This is a genomic window from Actinokineospora globicatena (assembly GCF_024171945.1).
Lineage (GTDB): Bacteria > Actinomycetota > Actinomycetes > Mycobacteriales > Pseudonocardiaceae > Actinokineospora > Actinokineospora globicatena.
In genome coordinates, this window is the sequence record NZ_JAMTCR010000004.1 from 834,468 (window position 1) to 849,452 (window position 14,985).

Annotated in this window: 15 protein-coding genes; 12 read left to right on the forward strand and 3 right to left on the reverse strand. The window is 70.5% G+C overall.

Annotated elements, in window-relative coordinates; genetic code table 11:
* Positions 1-6 precede the first annotated feature (6 nt).
* The 3 genes from LV79_RS22665 to LV79_RS22675 all read right to left on the reverse strand — a co-directional run bounded on the left by LV79_RS22665 (position 7) and on the right by LV79_RS22675 (position 3,199).
* Positions 7-1,209, reverse strand: a complete 1,203-nt coding sequence (locus tag LV79_RS22665; RefSeq protein WP_253840185.1) for a hypothetical protein — start codon at positions 1,207-1,209, stop codon at positions 7-9.
* Between the two features lie 115 nt (positions 1,210-1,324).
* Positions 1,325-2,743: a cation:dicarboxylate symporter family transporter gene (locus LV79_RS22670; RefSeq protein ID WP_253840186.1), complete on the reverse strand. Its 1,419-nt coding sequence runs from the start codon at positions 2,741-2,743 to the stop codon at positions 1,325-1,327.
* A gap of 81 nt (positions 2,744-2,824) precedes the next feature.
* Positions 2,825-3,199: a DUF1844 domain-containing protein gene (locus tag LV79_RS22675; protein WP_253840187.1), complete on the reverse strand. Its 375-nt coding sequence runs from the start codon at positions 3,197-3,199 to the stop codon at positions 2,825-2,827.
* Between the two features lie 317 nt (positions 3,200-3,516).
* Here LV79_RS22675 and infC point away from each other — a divergent pair, with 317 nt between their 5' ends.
* From infC to LV79_RS22735, 12 genes are all read left to right on the forward strand, one after another.
* Positions 3,517-4,200 (forward strand): translation initiation factor IF-3, encoded by a 684-nt coding sequence (infC, locus tag LV79_RS22680; RefSeq protein WP_253840188.1) that lies wholly within the window; start codon positions 3,517-3,519, stop codon positions 4,198-4,200.
* Between the two features lie 92 nt (positions 4,201-4,292).
* Positions 4,293-4,487: a 50S ribosomal protein L35 gene (rpmI, locus tag LV79_RS22685; RefSeq protein WP_253840189.1), complete on the forward strand. Its 195-nt coding sequence runs from the start codon at positions 4,293-4,295 to the stop codon at positions 4,485-4,487.
* A gap of 63 nt (positions 4,488-4,550) precedes the next feature.
* Positions 4,551-4,928 (forward strand): 50S ribosomal protein L20, encoded by a 378-nt coding sequence (gene rplT, locus LV79_RS22690; RefSeq protein WP_253840190.1) that lies wholly within the window; start codon positions 4,551-4,553, stop codon positions 4,926-4,928.
* 26 nt (positions 4,929-4,954) lie between these two features.
* On the forward strand, positions 4,955-5,755 hold the full coding sequence (locus tag LV79_RS22695) for a TrmH family RNA methyltransferase (protein WP_253840191.1): 801 nt from the start codon (positions 4,955-4,957) through the stop codon (positions 5,753-5,755).
* Positions 5,756-6,387: 632 nt separating this feature from the next.
* Positions 6,388-7,638, forward strand: a complete 1,251-nt coding sequence (locus LV79_RS22700; protein ID WP_253840192.1) for an ATP-grasp domain-containing protein — start codon at positions 6,388-6,390, stop codon at positions 7,636-7,638.
* A complete protein-coding gene (locus tag LV79_RS22705; RefSeq protein ID WP_253840193.1) occupies positions 7,635-8,432 on the forward strand; it encodes a Rossmann-like domain-containing protein in 798 nt (265 codons plus the stop codon). The genes LV79_RS22700 and LV79_RS22705 overlap by 4 nt, the downstream gene beginning before the upstream one ends.
* A complete protein-coding gene (locus LV79_RS22710; RefSeq protein WP_253840194.1) occupies positions 8,429-9,469 on the forward strand; it encodes a PLP-dependent cysteine synthase family protein in 1,041 nt (346 codons plus the stop codon). The genes LV79_RS22705 and LV79_RS22710 overlap by 4 nt, the downstream gene beginning before the upstream one ends.
* The gene (locus tag LV79_RS22715) at positions 9,466-10,452 is read left to right on the forward strand and encodes a dipeptide epimerase (RefSeq protein WP_253840196.1); all 987 of its coding nucleotides are present in this window, start codon (positions 9,466-9,468) and stop codon (positions 10,450-10,452) included. The genes LV79_RS22710 and LV79_RS22715 overlap by 4 nt, the downstream gene beginning before the upstream one ends.
* Complete coding sequence (locus LV79_RS22720) at positions 10,449-11,624, forward strand: MFS transporter (RefSeq protein ID WP_253840197.1); 1,176 nt, start codon at positions 10,449-10,451, stop codon at positions 11,622-11,624. The genes LV79_RS22715 and LV79_RS22720 overlap by 4 nt, the downstream gene beginning before the upstream one ends.
* A complete protein-coding gene (locus LV79_RS22725; RefSeq protein ID WP_253840199.1) occupies positions 11,609-12,388 on the forward strand; it encodes a class I SAM-dependent methyltransferase in 780 nt (259 codons plus the stop codon). The genes LV79_RS22720 and LV79_RS22725 overlap by 16 nt, the downstream gene beginning before the upstream one ends.
* 16 nt (positions 12,389-12,404) lie before the next feature.
* Positions 12,405-13,940, forward strand: a complete 1,536-nt coding sequence (locus LV79_RS22730; RefSeq protein WP_253840201.1) for an ABC transporter substrate-binding protein — start codon at positions 12,405-12,407, stop codon at positions 13,938-13,940.
* Positions 13,928-14,881, forward strand: a complete 954-nt coding sequence (locus LV79_RS22735; RefSeq protein ID WP_253840203.1) for an ABC transporter permease — start codon at positions 13,928-13,930, stop codon at positions 14,879-14,881. Before LV79_RS22730 ends, LV79_RS22735 begins: the two co-directional genes overlap by 13 nt.
* The last annotated feature ends 104 nt before the right edge of the window (positions 14,882-14,985 follow it).

Genomic DNA, 14,985 nt, shown 5'->3' on the forward strand with positions numbered 1-14,985 from the left:
TCGCGACTAGGCGCTCAGTTCGGCGGTGATCGGCGAACGCGTGCCGTAGCGCTCCATCGCCGCGCCGGTAGCGACAAGTGCGGCGGCAGCAACTAGGGCCAGGGTCACCCACCACGTGGGGTGGTTGTTGTCGAGTAAGACCCCGTTGCCCAGGCCCAGATCTCCCAACGGTCCTGCTGAGGCCCCGGCCAACCCGAGCACGACCACCACCAGCGGTGAGTCGCCGCATCGCTCAGCGACAACGCTGCCTGCGAGGACCACTAGTCCTGCGCCAACTCCGAGTAGTGCCATCGCATACCCGCTGCCATCGTCGACGAACACCGGTAGCACCAACCCCGCCGCGGTAGCCGTGACGGTGAATAGCAGCGCGCGCACCGCAGTCAGCGCAAACGCGGCGAACACCAACACGCCGCCCACCAATGCCAACCACGCCAACACGCTCGGCCGCGCTCCCACCGGGTGGCCATCGAGCCGAATCCCCGCCCGCACCAACGCGATCCCCACCACCGCGACGACCACCAGCGCCGTAGTCTCAAGGGTCGCCCGCACCGCTGTTAGCGCTGCCAGTCCGACCAGCGCGATCACCGATACCAGTCGCAGACGGTCATCCAGCTCAGGTAGTGCGCTAGCGGCCACAGCGAGCACGCCAGCCGCGAGCACCCACGGCGGGCCTGCCGTCGTCCGGGAATCCCGCCTGCTCACCAGCACGGCGGCAGCGCCACCCGCCACCGCGAGACCGGCGGCCACGAACGGCACCAGGTCCCAGATCGAGGGCTCGAACCGGGACCTGGCCAGCGGCCCGCTCGCGGTGAACGCGCCGACCGCGATCCCGGCCAGCGCCGCGCCATGCGCCCGGTGCTCCACCGCGAGCAGCCGCCCGGCACCCCCGAGGGCACCGAGGAGCAGCAGCACCGCGGCGACCGAGGTGATCACCGACACCACCTGGAGCCGGACCGCCGCGCTGGTCTCCGGCGGCAGCGGCCAGTTGTCCACCCACAACACCGCGTCCGCCGTGCTCAACGCGCCACCGACGACGAGCACCCACGGCCACGCGCGGCCGGGGAACCGCCACAGCGCGACCAGCGCGGCGGTCGCGGCGACCAGGACCAACCAGCCCCAGCCGCCCACGGCCCCCGGCGGCGCGGGGTGGCGCAGCAGCAGCGCGCCGGTGGTGGCGAGGGCGGCGACGAAGGCCCACCGAGAGGTCATGATCGCCACCGTACAGCGCACGACGGAGGTCGGGGGCCGCTACGCCGAACCGCCCGCACCGGGGGCATCGGTCGCGGGCGGCTCACGCGGTACAACGAACGACAGCGCGGCCAGGCTACGCCTCACGAGCGCTTTCCCGTGCGTTCGCCCGTGCGGACGAGTCCGGCGCCGCAGGCGGCGGTGACCCCCGCGTAGCGTCACCGCCGCCTGCGTCCAGTTGGGTCTCCTCGTCAAACGGTTGGCGGCCGGAGAGCACCGCGACGGCCCGATCGTGATCAAGCTCCCGGGTCCACGCGCCGATCACCACGGTCGCCACCGCGTTGCCCGCGAAGTTGGTCAGCGCCCGGGCTTCCGACATGAACCGGTCGATGCCCACGATCAACCCGACGCCGTCCACCAGGTCCGGCCGGTGCGACTGCAGCCCGCCCGCCAGCGTCGCCAGCCCGGCCCCGCTCACCCCGGCGGCGCCCTTCGCGGCCACGACCATGAACACCAGCAAGGAGAACTGCTCGCCGAGCGACAGCGGCGACCCGGTCGCGTTGGCCACGAACAACGTCGCCATCGTCAGGTAGATCGCGGTCCCGTCGAGGTTGAACGAGTACCCCGTGGGCACGGCGATGCCCACAACCGGCTTGCTGACACCAAGATGCTCCATCTTTGCGATCAGCCGAGGCAGCGCTACCTCCGACGACGACGTCGACAGGATCAAGAGGAACTCCCTGCCTAGGTAGCGCAGCAAGGAGAAGACGTTGAGCCGCGTCACCGCCCACAAGAGCAAACCCAGCACCACTACGACGAACAGCACGCATGTGGCGTAGAAACCCAACATGATGACGGCGAGGCTCTTGAGCGCACCGGCCCCGGTAGCGCCAACCACCGCGGCTATCGCCCCGAACGCGCCGATCGGCGCGGCCCACATGATCATGGCCAGGATCCGGAACACCAACCGCTGCACGTGCCCCACCCCGCGCAGCACCGGCTCGCCGGAGGGCCCCATCAGCTGCAGCGCGAACCCGACCAGCAGCGCCACCAGCAGGGTTTGCAGCACCTGCCCCTCGGTGAGCGACGACAGCAGCGACGTCGGGATGAGCCCCAGCAGGAACTCCGTCGTCGACTCGCCGCCCTTGGCCGCCTGCGCCTCGCCGCTGGCCCGCAGCGCCTCGGTCAGCCGCAGCCCGTCCCCGGGGTGCAGCAGGTTGCCCACCAGCAGCCCGATGGCCAGCGCCACCGTCGACATCACCAGGAAGTAGCCCAGCGCCAGCCCGCCGACCCGGCCGACGCGGCTCGCCCTGGCCACGGACCCGACGCCGAGCACGATCGTGCAGAAGATGATCGGACTGATCATCATCTTCACCAGCCCCACGAACGCCGTTCCGAGCGGCGCCAAGCCCTTCGCGGCGCCCGGGAACAGCAGACCGACTGCGACGCCGAGCACGACCGCCACGATCACCGCTACATAGAGCAGGTGCGTGCGGTCGCGTCGGCGCGGCGGGTTAGCGCTGTCTGTCTCGGGTGGTGGTGGGGAACCGGGCATCGCTGCCTCCCAGGGGATCGGGTCGTTCCACCTTCCTCCCCGGTGTGGCCGCGGTCACGCTTGTGGTCGTAAAGTTCGCGATCAGTAGACCGGTCCGGTGAACTTCTCACCGGGGCCCTGGCCCGGCTCGTCCGGGAACGCGGAGTACTCGCGGAAGGCCTTCTGCAGCGACTGCAGGCCGTCGCGGATCGGCGCGGCGTGCGGGCCGAGGTACTCGACCGAGGCGGTCACCAGCCCGGCGAGCGCGGTGATCAGCCTGCGGGCCTCGTCCAGGTCGCGGCGCGGGCTGGTGGTCGGGTCCTCGTCGGCGAGGCCGAGGCGCTCGGCGGCGGCGGACATCAGCATGACGGCGGCTCGGCTGATCACCTCGACGCTGGGAATGTCAGCCAGCTCGCGCAGGTTGTCCAGGGTGTCGTCCGAGGTGGCGGGGCCGGGTGTGGCGGAAGCGTCGTTCACGGTCTGCTACCCTTGCACGTGCGACCAGCCCCCGTCAGCGCGGGGGCGGCAAAGTGGAGCCCCCGCTCCCACCCAGGCCACCGCGAGGTGTCCGGGTCCGGTTGCCGCGGACCATCGGGTTCTCACCTGGTGGTCCTGTGGTGTGTCCTGACGCCTGTCGTCGGGCAATCGGTTGGAAGCGGGCCCCGGCGTGCCACCTGGCACCACGGGGTCCGAGCTGTTTTTGGGGACCTCACGTGCCGTGCACGTCGCGAGACGGACGTGCCGCGTCCGCCCACCCGGGCGGGCGGGGAACGCAACCGGCAGGGTGCCCCGAGGTGATCGGGTGGCCCCGCCGGACAGCATTACCGGACCAAGGAGGCCCCATCAGCACGGAGACACGCATCAACGACCGCATCCGCGTGCCGGAGGTCCGACTCGTCGGACCCAACGGCGAACAGGTCGGGATCGTCCGCATCGAGGACGCGCTCCGCCTGGCGCAGGAAGCGGATCTTGATCTCGTCGAGGTCGCCCCCACGGCGCGCCCGCCGGTCTGCAAGCTCATGGACTTCGGCAAGTTCAAGTACGAGAGCGCGCAGAAGGCCCGCGAGTCCCGGCGCAACCAGGTGCTCACCGTCATCAAGGAGCAGAAGCTCCGGCCGAAGATCGACTCCCACGACTACGAGACCAAGAAGCGCAACGTCGTTCGCTTCCTCGAGCACGGGAACAAGGTCAAGGTCACCATCATGTTCCGCGGCCGCGAGCAGTCCCGCCCCGAGTTGGGCTTCCGACTGCTCAAGCGGCTCGCCGAGGACGTGGAGGAACTCGGCTTCGTCGAGTCGTCGGCCAAGCAGGACGGCCGCAACATGATCATGGTGTTGGCGCCGCACAAGAACCTGAAGCCGAAGCCGAAGTCGACCTCGGCGAACTCCGACGACGTCGGCACCGACGAGCCGGTCGAGACCGTGGAGACCACCGAGACCGTGGTCGAGGCCCCGGCCGAGGGCGTCACCCAGGAGTAGGCCCCGACCGGGACGACCGGTCAGCGTTAACCCCCCGAAGGCCGCCCGCGAGCTTTCACCGCCCGCGGGCGGCACGACGACGAGGATCGAACATGCCGAAGATGAAGACCCACTCCGGTACCGCCAAGCGCGTGCGGGTCACCGGCAAGGGCAAGCTGCGCCGCCAGCAGGCCGGTCTGCGCCACAAGCTGGAGAAGAAGTCCAGCGCGCTGACCCGCAGGCTCTCCGGCACCGAAGAGGTCGCCAAGCCCGACGTGCGCCGCCTCAACCGGCTGCTGGCCCGCTAGGCCGACCCCACCCCCTTGACCACCGGGCGCCTCGGCGCCCACTAGATCGACAGGACGGACCCCGTGGCACGCGTCAAGCGGGCGGTCAACGCCCAAAAGAAGCGCCGGACCACCCTCGAGCTCGCCAGCGGCTACCGCGGCCAGCGCTCGCGGCTGTACCGCAAGGCCAAGGAGCAGGTGCTCCACTCGCTCAACTACGCCTACCGGGACCGTCGCGCCCGCAAGGGCGACTTCCGCAAGCTGTGGATCCAGCGGATCAACGCCGCGGCCCGGCAGAACGGCATGAGCTACAACCGCTTCATCGAGGGCCTGCGCGTCGGCGGCGTCGACGTCGACCGCAAGATCCTCGCTGAGCTGGCGGTCAGCGACCCGACCGCGTTCACCGCGCTGGTCGAGATCGCCCGCGTCAACGCGGGCACCCAGGGCAAGGCCGCTTCCTGAGCACGCACGACCAACGACCCGGGGCAGTGCCGTTCACCGAACGCACACCCCGGGTCGTTGCCGCTCGGGCCCTGACCCGCCGCCAGGGCCGCGACAAGGCCCGCCGCTTCCTCGCCGAAGGCGCCCAAGCCATCCGCGAGGCCCTGGCGTTCGGTGAGGTCCACGAGCTGTTCACCACCGCCACCGCGGCCGCCCGCAACGCGGACCTCCTCACCCAGGCCACCGCCGCGGGCGTCCCCGTCTCGGAGATCACCGACAAGGCCGCGACCGCGCTGTCGGAAACCGTGACCCCTCAGGGCCTGGTGGCCGTCTGCTCGCTTGTGGACCAACCACTCGAGTCCGCCCTCGCCGCCCGCCCCCCACTGGTGGCCGTCCTGGTAGGGGTGTCCGACCCGGGCAACGCGGGCACCGTCACCCGAGTAGCCGACGCCGCAGGCGCCGGAGCCGTCCTCTTCGCAGGCGACACCGTCGACCCCCACAACGGCAAATGCGTCCGCTCCTCCACCGGCAGCGTCTTCCACTTGCCGATCGCCCGCTCCCGCGACACAGCCACCGTCCTCACCGCCTGCCGCACCGCCGGCCTGCGTTTGGTGGCGGCTGATGGGCACGCCAGCCTGGATCTGGACGCTGCTACTGACAGCGGCTCTCTTGCTGTGCCTACTGCTTGGGTTTTCGGCAGTGAGGCTCATGGGTTGTCAGCGGATGTGCTGTCGCTTGTGGACGACGTGGTGAAGGTGCCGCTGCATGGGCGCGCGGAGAGCTTGAACCTGGCCACTGCCGCCGCGGTGTGCCTTTATGCGAGCGCCCGGGCTTTGCGGGGGGTTTGAGGTTATCCACAGGGGGGTGAGGTATCCACAGGGTGGAACTTCGGCCTCTCTGGCCTTGCTTCCCCTTGGGTAGGCTGTGTATTCGGGGGTCTTTGGGTCGGGATGATCTTGGCGGCCGTGGTTTAGTGGGCGTTGAGCTGGGGGATCTCCGGCTCTCGTGGCCTCCGCTTCGCTGCGGGAAACGCCTCGCCTGCGGCATCGAACAGGCGCGATTTTCGAGCAGAGCTCGATGGGGCGAACTTGTTTTGCGCGGGGCCCCTACGACACCCGTGGCAGGACCGCAAAGCAGGGGCCCAAAAGCATGGCCCTGTCCGCTGAACGACGCTACGGGCACCGTCCCCCCACACAAAACAAGTCCACCCCATCGAGCCGGCCTGGCACCAGCGCCGTGGTGGAGCGCGTGGGGCAACGTCGTCGGCGGGGGTATGAGGGCCAACGTCGTCGGGTCTTGGCCAGTTGTTGGCGGGTGGGCTGGGACTGGGCTTGGGGACTTGGTGGAGCGCGGGGCTGGGGGAGTAGTCCGGCCCGCTGGGGGTCTACATGCGACATATGCGTGGATCTGATCTATACGGGGTTGTCGACAATGGTTATCGTTGGCGGCCGGTGTGGGTTGGGCGGGGTGAGGAGTGTTGGTGGGGCACCTGTTGGTGGTGGAGAGCTGGGTCGGGGCGATGAGTGGGTTGTTGCCCAGGGCGGTGCGGGAGGCTGGGCACGGGTTCAGTTTCCTGACCAGGGACATGCAGCACTACCTGCGGTCGAGTCCTGGGCCGGGGCCGCATCCGTTGCTCGCGGCGGACAACGTGCTCACGGTGGAGACCAATGAGGTCGGGCCGTTGCTCGGGCGGGTGGAGAAGTTGCACCGGGCGCTTGGGTTTGACGGGGTGGTGACCTCGTGCGACTACTACTTGCCGACGGTGGCAATGATTGCGGAGCGGTTGGGGTGGGCTGGTCCGTCGCCGGAGGCGGTGGAGCGGGCTTGTCGGAAGGACCTGACCAGGGCGGCGCTCCAGGCGCACGGGGTTCCGGGGCCGGGGTTCGCCGTGACCAATGGGTGGGATGAGGCGGTCGAGGCGGCGCGGCGGATCGGGTTTCCGTTGGTGGTGAAGCCGGTTGACCTGTGCGCGGGGATGTTCGTGCGGGTGGTGCGCAACGAGACCGAACTGGGCGACGCCGTTCGTGCCCTGGCGGGCTTCCCGGTCAACGCGCGTCAGCAGGTTCGCAATCCTGCTGTCCTGTTGGAGGAATTGCTCGACGGCCCCGAGTTCAGCGTGGAAACGGTCACAGTGGACGGTCGGACGACCGTGATCGGGGTGACCGACAAGTCCATCGTGGGCGCCCCGTGGTTTGTCGAGAGTGGACATATGTTCCCGGCGGCCTTGTCCGACAAGGAAACCAGCGAGGTCAGCGCCGTCGCGGAAGCGGCGATCGAGGCGTTGGGGTTGGACCGGGTGGTCGGCCACACCGAGGTCAAGCTGACCGCGAAGGGGCCGCGCATCGTGGAGGTCAACCCGAGGCCCGCGGGCAACCGGATCACCGAGCTGGTGCGCAGGACCACCGGGATCGACCTGCCGATGCTGCACGTCCAGTTGGCCCTCGGCGAGACCCCGGAGGTCACCCCGACCCCGACCGGCGCGCGCAGTGCCGCCGTCGGGTTCTTGCTGCCGCCGCACCGGGGTGTGGTCGCGGAGATCGACGGGGTCGACGCCCTCGGGGCCGCCGATGTCGTGGAGTGGTCGGTCAAACCGGCCGGGCACACCGCGGGTGACCCGACCAGCAACAACGCCTACCTCGGGCACGTGATGGTCGTCGACCGGGTCGGGTCGGGCGCGCGCGCCAGGGTCGAGGAGTTGGTGGCCGGGCTCAAGGTCCGGTACGCCGAATGAGCGCCGTGGTGACCGACCTGGTCGACCAGGTCCGTGCGGGCGCGTTCGGCCGCGCCGCGACCGAGGAGACCATCAGCGTCGGCTTCATGACCCGGCAAGGCGTCCGGCACGACACCAGGGGCACCGGTTACCGCAACCACGTGGTGAGCCTGCGGGTCGGTCGCGCCGTGGGGTCGTGCGCGGTCGAGCCGGGCACCGTTGACGACGACCTGGTCTACGACTGCGTCGGCGCGACCGTCGACGCACTGCTCGACCACCCGGTGCTCGCCGTGCGCGTCGCCGCGCTCGATGCGTTCCTGATGGCCGCCCGACCGCACGAACAGCACGCGACCGACAACGTCACCATCGACCCGGGCACGTCGCTGGAGAAGTCACTGTTGCGCGCGGGGCACGTCGTCGACCTGCTCGGTGCAGGACGCGGCCAGCGTGTGCTCGTGGTCGGCGTCGTGAACTCACTGTTGCACCACCTGCGGCAACGTGGCATCGACTACCGGCCTTGCGATCTCCGAGGTGGTACGACCGAATGGGGCGAGCCGATCAGCAACGATGCGGACCTCACCGGCTGTGATGCGGTGCTGGCCACCGGCATGACCCTCGGCAACGGCTCCTTCGAAACGTTGCGCGCCGCGGCCGTCGAGGCGGGGGTGCCGCTGGTGATGTTCGCCCAGACCGGCAGCGCCGTGCTGCCCCGGCTGCTCGGCGCGGGGGTCACCGCCGTGTGCGCGGAGCCGTACCCGTTCTTCTGGCTCGACGGCGGCCCGACCGTGCTGCACCGCTACCGGGAGGCCCGGTGAGGCCGGAACTGCTCGACCTCGTCGGCGGCACCCCGCTGGCCAGGGTCACCACCCCGCTGCCGCACCGGCACGCCGGGTTCTGGGCGAAGCTCGAGTGCCTCGGCGCGGGCGGGATGAAGGCGCGCGCGGCGGTGTCGATGCTGATGGCCGCCCGCACCGACGGCAGGCTCGCCCCCGGCGCCCCGGTCGTCGAGTCGACCAGCGGCACCCTCGGCCTCGGCCTGGCCTTCGCCGGGCAGGCGCTGGGGCACCCGGTCGTGCTCGTGGTCGACGACGAACTCGAACCCGTCATGCGCGCGTTGCTCACCGCGCACGGCGCCCACTTGGAGATCGTCCCCGAGCCGCACCCCACCGGCGGCTGGCAGCGCGCCCGGCTCGACCGGCTGCGCGCGGTGCTGGCCGAGATCCCCGGCGCCTACTGGCCCGACCAGTACAACAACCCGGCCAACCCCAAGGGGTACGCGGCGCTGGCCAGGGAGCTGCTCGACGCGCTCGACCACATCGACGTGCTGGTGTGCAGCGTCGGCACCGGCGGGCACAGCGCGGGCGTGGCCGGTGAGCTGCGCAGGCACCGCCCCGGGGTGCGGCTGATCGGGGTGGACGCGGTCGGCTCGACGATCTTCGGGCAGCCCGCCCTGCCCAGGGTGATGCGCGGGCTCGGCAGCAGCATCCACCCGCGCAACGTTGCGTACCACGAGTTCGACGAGGTGCACTGGCTCGGCCCGGTCGAGGTCGTTGCGGCGTGCAGGCGGCTGGCGCGCGACGGGTTCGTCAGCGGTGGCTGGAGCACCGGCGCGGTCGCCATGGTCGCCGCCTGGGTGGCCAGGGTCGAACCAGGCGCCGTCGTGGTCACCGTGTTCCCCGATGGCGTGCACCGCTACCTGGACACCATCTTCGACGACCGGTTCTGCGAGGCACGCGGCCTGCTCGGGCCGCCGTCCGGGCACCCGGTCGAGGTCGCCGACCCGGCCGCCGCGCCGTTGAGCGGGTGGTCGCGTTGCGCGGTGGTCACCGACCCGCTGGGAGTCCCGGCATGAAGCTCGACTGGACCCGCGCAACGTTGCGCCTGGCCGAACCGTTGCGCATCTCCCGCTCGGTGATGAGCGAGCGCGAGGCGATCGAGGTGACGTTGTCCGACGACGGCGCGGCAGGTCGGGGCGAGATCGTCACCAGTGTCTACTACGGACTCGACGCCGAGGAGGTCGTACGCCAGTTGGACCTGGTTTCCGCCGCATTGCCCGACCTCGACGACGACTTGGTCGCGGGCCTCCATCCCGGTGTGAGGGCCGGGGTGGACGCCGCGCTGTGGGAACTGGCCGCTGTGCGCACCGGAGTGCCCGCGCACGAGCTGTTCGGACATCCACAGTGGACTGATGTGGCCACCGCGCGGACGATCGGGCTCGGCGAACCGGCGGGGGAGTCGGCCAAGGCGTTGGTGGAAGAGGGTTTCACCGTCGTCAAGGTCAAGGCGGGCGGGTCGGACGACGTCGCCCGGGTCGCGGAGGTGCGCTCGGCGGCGCCGGACGCGCGGATCATGGTCGACCCCAACGGCGGCTGGACTCCAGACGAGGCCGTGCGGCTCTTGGAGCGGATGGAGCCCTCCCGGGTCGACGTGGTCGAGCAACCGATCGCACCGGGGCAACGCGCGCGGCTGGCCTGGGTCACAGCGCGGTCGATGGTCCCGGTCATCGCCGACGAGGACGTCGAGACGGTCGCCGACGTGGCCGAACTCGCGGGCGTGGTGGACGGGGTCAACATCAAGCTGGCCAAGTTCGGCGGCCCCACGCAGGCGCTCGCGGCGATCGAGGAGGCCAGGTCAGCGGGCCTGGACGTGCTGCTCGGCTGCCTCGTGTCCAGCTCGCTCGGCATCGCCCCCGCCGTGCACCTGAGCGGGTACGCGCGCTGGCTCGACCTCGACGGCCACCTTCTGCTGGCCGACGACCCGTGGACCGGGCTCGGCGGCGCGGACGGCACGCTGCGGCTGCGCGGCGGCCCCGGGTGGGGCCTGGAGCGGCGGTGAGGACGTTCCCGCTCCCGGTGCGCGTGCTCCTGGTCAACCAGTTCGGCGTCAACACCGGCTTCTACCTGCTCATCCCGTACCTGGCCACGCACATGACCGAGGACCTGGGGCTCTCCGCCGCGCTGGTCGGGGTGGTGCTCGGGGTGCGCAACCTCAGCCAGCAGGGGCTGTTCCTGCTGGGGGGCACCGCGGCTGACCGGCTCGGCGTGCGCGGAGTGATCATCACCGGGTGCGCGGTCCGGGCGTTCGGGTTCGGCCTGTTCGCCGTCGGTGACTCGCCCGCCGTGCTGCTCGCGGCGGCGGTGCTGAGCGGGGTCGCCGGTGCGTTGTTCAACCCGGCGGTGCGCGCCTACATCGCCGTCGAGACCCCGGCACCCCGCCGAGCCGAGGCATTCGCGCTGTTCACGGTGTACGCCCAGACCGGGGCGCTGGTCGGGCCGGTGTTGGGCAGCGCACTGTTGCTCGTCGACTTCCGGCTATCGGCAACGGTGGCGGCTGGGATCTTCGTGTTGCTGACCGTGATCCAGGCGCTCGTGCTGCCCGCTCGCGCCGTCCCCGCCGCGCCGACCTCGGTACTCGCGGATATCAAGGCGTGCCTGGCCAATCGGCCGTTCATGGCGTTCACGGTCGCGGCTGCGGGCTTGTTCACGTTGCAGAATCAGCTCTATCTGGTGCTGCCGTTCGAGGCCAACCGTGCGACGGGGTGGGCAGGCAGTGTTGCCGGGGTGTTTGTCCTGTCCACTGTGGTCACCTTGGTTGGCCAGGTTCGGATCACCCGGGCGCTCGGCGACGTGTCCCGCAAACGTGCGATCGCGGTGGGTCTGTTGGTCATGGGGCTGGGTTTCCTGGCTCCCGCCGCGTCGTACCTGTGGCCCGCGCTGTCGGTTCCGGCGGTCGTCGTCGCGGTGTTGGGACTGGCCGTGGGGACCATGATCGCCCAGCCGTTCGTCTACGAGCTGGTGCCCGCGTTCGGCGCCGAGCGGGTCACCGGCACCTACTTCGGCGTCTTCTACCTCGTCTCCGGTGCCGCCGCGGCGGTGACGACGGTGGTCGTCGGCTGGGTGAGCGACGCGGGTGGCTGGTGGGCGTGCCTGGTGTGCGCGGCCGTCGGCCTGGTGTGCGCGGCGGGCATGCGGATTCCGGAGAGGACGGCGACATGGGCAACTTCCTGACCGACAACCCGGCTCTCTACGAGCGCCGGTTCCCCGACCCCGAGCACCGCGCCGCCCGCTTCGTGCACGACGTGATCACCCGCTTCGACGGCGGGAGCCGGGTGCTGGACGTGGGGTGCGGCACCGGCCGCGACGCCGGGTACCTGGCCGGCCTCGGCTACAAGGTCACCGGGGTCGACCTGTCCGCGTCGATGATCGCCTTCGCCGCCGCCCGGCACCCCGGCGTCGACTTCCAGCACGCCGACATGCGCGAGTTCGACATCGGTCGCACCGTTGACGTCGTCACCTGCCTGGACAGCACCATGCTCTATTGCCACAACGATGCTGACTTGCGCGCGTTCCTCCGCAACTGCCACTCGCACCTCGCACCGGGTGGGCTCCTCGTCGCCGAGATGCGCAACGGTGCGTTCTTCCTGGGCAACACGGAGTTGCTCAACGAGGTCACCGTCCGCACCGTCGCGTGGGAGGGCGTGGCCTACACCGCTCGGACGCGGTTGTGGATCGACCACGCCCACCAGCTCTTGCGCCGCCACCGGATCTGGACCTGGGCCGAGGTGGCGGATCCGGTGGTCGAGGAGACCGCGTGGCGGCTGCTGTTCCCGCTGGAGTTGCGCGCGCACCTGGAGTGCGCCGGGTTCGAGGTGCTCGCCCTGTTCGACGAGCCCGGCCCGCGCACCGACACCCGGTGGACCCCGGACGCCGCCCTGTCCACCGCGCTGTCCGGCGACCGGCTGCACCTGGTCGCCCGCACCCGTCCCCATTGATCCTGGGAGGATCGTCATGACCGACCCGTTCCCCACCCTGCGCCGCCGCGGTTTCCTTGCCCTGGCGGGTGGTCTCGCCCTCGCCGGGTGCGCCGGTACCCAAGCGACTGAGTCGTCAGCCCCGCGTTCGGGCGGGCGGTTGAGGGCGGCGTTCGCCGGTGGTGGCGCCAAGGAGGTGCTCGACCCGCACATGGCCAGCCTGTTCGTCGAGGCGGCCAGGTCCAAGGCGCTCTACGACAAGCTCGCGGACTTCGGGTCTGATCTGACCCCGGTACCCCGGCTCGCTGAGAAGTGGGAACCCAACGCCGACGCCACCACCTGGCGGATCACGTTGCGGCAGGCCAGTTTCCACGACGGTAGACCAGTGCGCGCCGCCGACGTCCTGTCCAGCTATGCCCGGATCCTGGACCCGAAGAAGGCCTTCCGGGCCAAGGCGAGCCTGGCGATGATCGACCTGACCTCCAGTCGCGCGGTGGACGACCGGACCGTCGAGTTCGTACTCACCCGGCCGTATGTCGAGTTCCCCAATGCTCTGGCGACCTTCTCTGCTCACATCATCCCAGAGTCTACTGAGGACTTCGCGCGACCGGTTGGCTCTGGGCCGTTCTCGTTCGTGTCGTTCACGCCCGGTCGGTCCACTGTGCTCAAGCGATACGCCGACCACTGGGACGGTGCGGCGAGGTTGGACGAGGTCGAGTTCGTGCTGGCCAACGAGGAGTCGGCTCGCGTCAACGCGTTGCTGGCCGGGCAGGTCGAGTACGCGCACGACCTGTCACCGGTCACCGCCCGCGCGCACGAGTCGGGTGGTCGGGTGCGCATCGTGCGGTCGCCCAACAGCGGGATCCAGGCGTTCGCGATGAAGGTCGATCGGCCGCCGTTCGACAACCGAGACCTGCGCGAGGCGATGTTCCTGCTGGCCGACCGGCCGCAGTTGGTCGAGTCGGTGCTGTCGGGGTCCGGTCAGGTGGCCAACGACCTGTACGGCAAGGGGTACCGCCACTACGCCGAGAGCATCCCGCAGCGGGAGCGTGATCTGGACAAGGCGCGGTTCCTGATCAAGCGAGCGGGCGCGGAAGGGCTCAAGGTCGCGCTGAACACCTCTGAGGCGGCAACGGGGTTTGTGGAGGCGGCGACCGTGTTCGCCGACCAGGCCAAGCAGGCGGGCATCACCATCGAGGTCGCGGTCGGCGACAAGGACACTTTCTGGGCCGACACGTTGAAGAACGGCTCCCTGTCCAGCTTCCGCTCCGGCGCGATGCCGATCGAGTCGCACGTCTCGCAACGGTTGCTGTCGAAGTCGACGACCAACGTCACCAAGTGGGCGCGTCCGGAGTTCGACGCGCTGTACGACAAGGCTGTGTCCACTGTGGATGAAACGGCGCGGGACGGGGTGTACCAGGAGATGCAGCGCACCCTGCACGCCGAGGGTGGGTACCTGGTGTGGGGCTTCGCGGACTGGGTGGTCGGCACGGCGCAGGCCGTCGATGGAGTCGCCACCGCGCCCGCGAACACGCTGGACTGGGCCAGGTTCGACCGCGTGTGGCTGCGGTGACCCTGGGCCGGTACACCTGTCGGAGGCTGCTGCTCGGGTCGGTCCAGGTGCTCGCGGTGCTGGTGGCGGTGTTCTTGCTCGTCGAGGCGCTGCCTGGCGACGCGGCGGTCGCGTTGGCCGGGGACAACCCAGACCCCGCACGTGTTGCCGCCATCCGCTCCGCGATGGGCTTGGAGAACCCCGCCGCACAGCGGTTTGCGACTTGGCTCGGCGGTTTGCTCAGCGGTGACCTCGGGTCGTCACTGGTGTCCGACCGGCCGGTCACCGAGTTCATCGCGGCCGGGCTTCCGACAACGTTGCTGCTGGCCGGGGTGACGTTGCTGCTGTTGGTGCCGTCGTCGGTGCTGCTCGGGGTGTTCGTGGCCCGGCGCGCGGGTGGCCGGGTCGACCGGGTGGTCACCGCAGCCACCATCGGGCTGCACGCGGTCCCCGAGTTCGCGCTCGCCATCGTCCTGGTCGCGCTGTTCGGCGTCGAACTCGGGTGGCTGCCCCCGACCGCGCTCGGCGCCGATCCGCTCGCCGACCCGGCGGTGCTCGTCCTGCCGGTGCTGGTGCTGCTCGCCCGCCCGCTGTGCGCGGTCACCCGCCTGGTGCGCGCGGCCATGGTGGACGCCCTCGCCAGCGACTACGTCCGGCACGCCCGCCGCCTCGGCCTGACCCGCGCCCGCGTCGACTACGCCCACGCCCTCCCGAACGCCCTGGCCCCGGCGGTCCAACAACTCGCCCGCACCACCGACTGGCTGCTCGGCGGGGTGATCGTCGTGGAGGCGGTGTTCGTGCTCCCCGGCCTGGGCACGTCGCTGGTGGACGCGGTCGCGGGGCGGGACATGCCGGTGGTGCAAGGGCTTGCGGTGCTCTTCGGCGTGACAACCGTGCTGGTCAACCTGGCCGCCGACATCATCGCCTTCCGCCTGGCCCCTCGCGCCGGGAGCGCCGCGTGAGCGGTTGTGAAGATCGAACCGGCCTGAGCAGCCCCCGATGTACAGCTTACCGGGGTGTGTGAAGGGGATGCGGGTGTCGGCGGGGTGGGTTGTGGACAACTGGG

Bases quoted from the DNA above. Each gene is read 5' to 3' on its own strand.
- LV79_RS22730 (WP_253840201.1), top strand. From the start codon at position 12,405: ATGACCGACCCGTTCCCCACCCTGCGCCGCCGCGGTTTCCTTGCCCTG.
- LV79_RS22715 (WP_253840196.1), top strand. From the start codon at position 9,466: ATGAAGCTCGACTGGACCCGCGCAACGTTGCGCCTGGCCGAACCGTTG.
- rpmI (WP_253840189.1), top strand. From the start codon at position 4,293: ATGCCGAAGATGAAGACCCACTCCGGTACCGCCAAGCGCGTGCGGGTC.
- LV79_RS22705 (WP_253840193.1), top strand. From the start codon at position 7,635: ATGAGCGCCGTGGTGACCGACCTGGTCGACCAGGTCCGTGCGGGCGCG.
- LV79_RS22725 (WP_253840199.1), top strand. From the start codon at position 11,609: ATGGGCAACTTCCTGACCGACAACCCGGCTCTCTACGAGCGCCGGTTC.
- LV79_RS22670 (WP_253840186.1), bottom strand. From the start codon at position 2,743: ATGCCCGGTTCCCCACCACCACCCGAGACAGACAGCGCTAACCCGCCG.
- LV79_RS22665 (WP_253840185.1), bottom strand. From the start codon at position 1,209: ATGACCTCTCGGTGGGCCTTCGTCGCCGCCCTCGCCACCACCGGCGCG.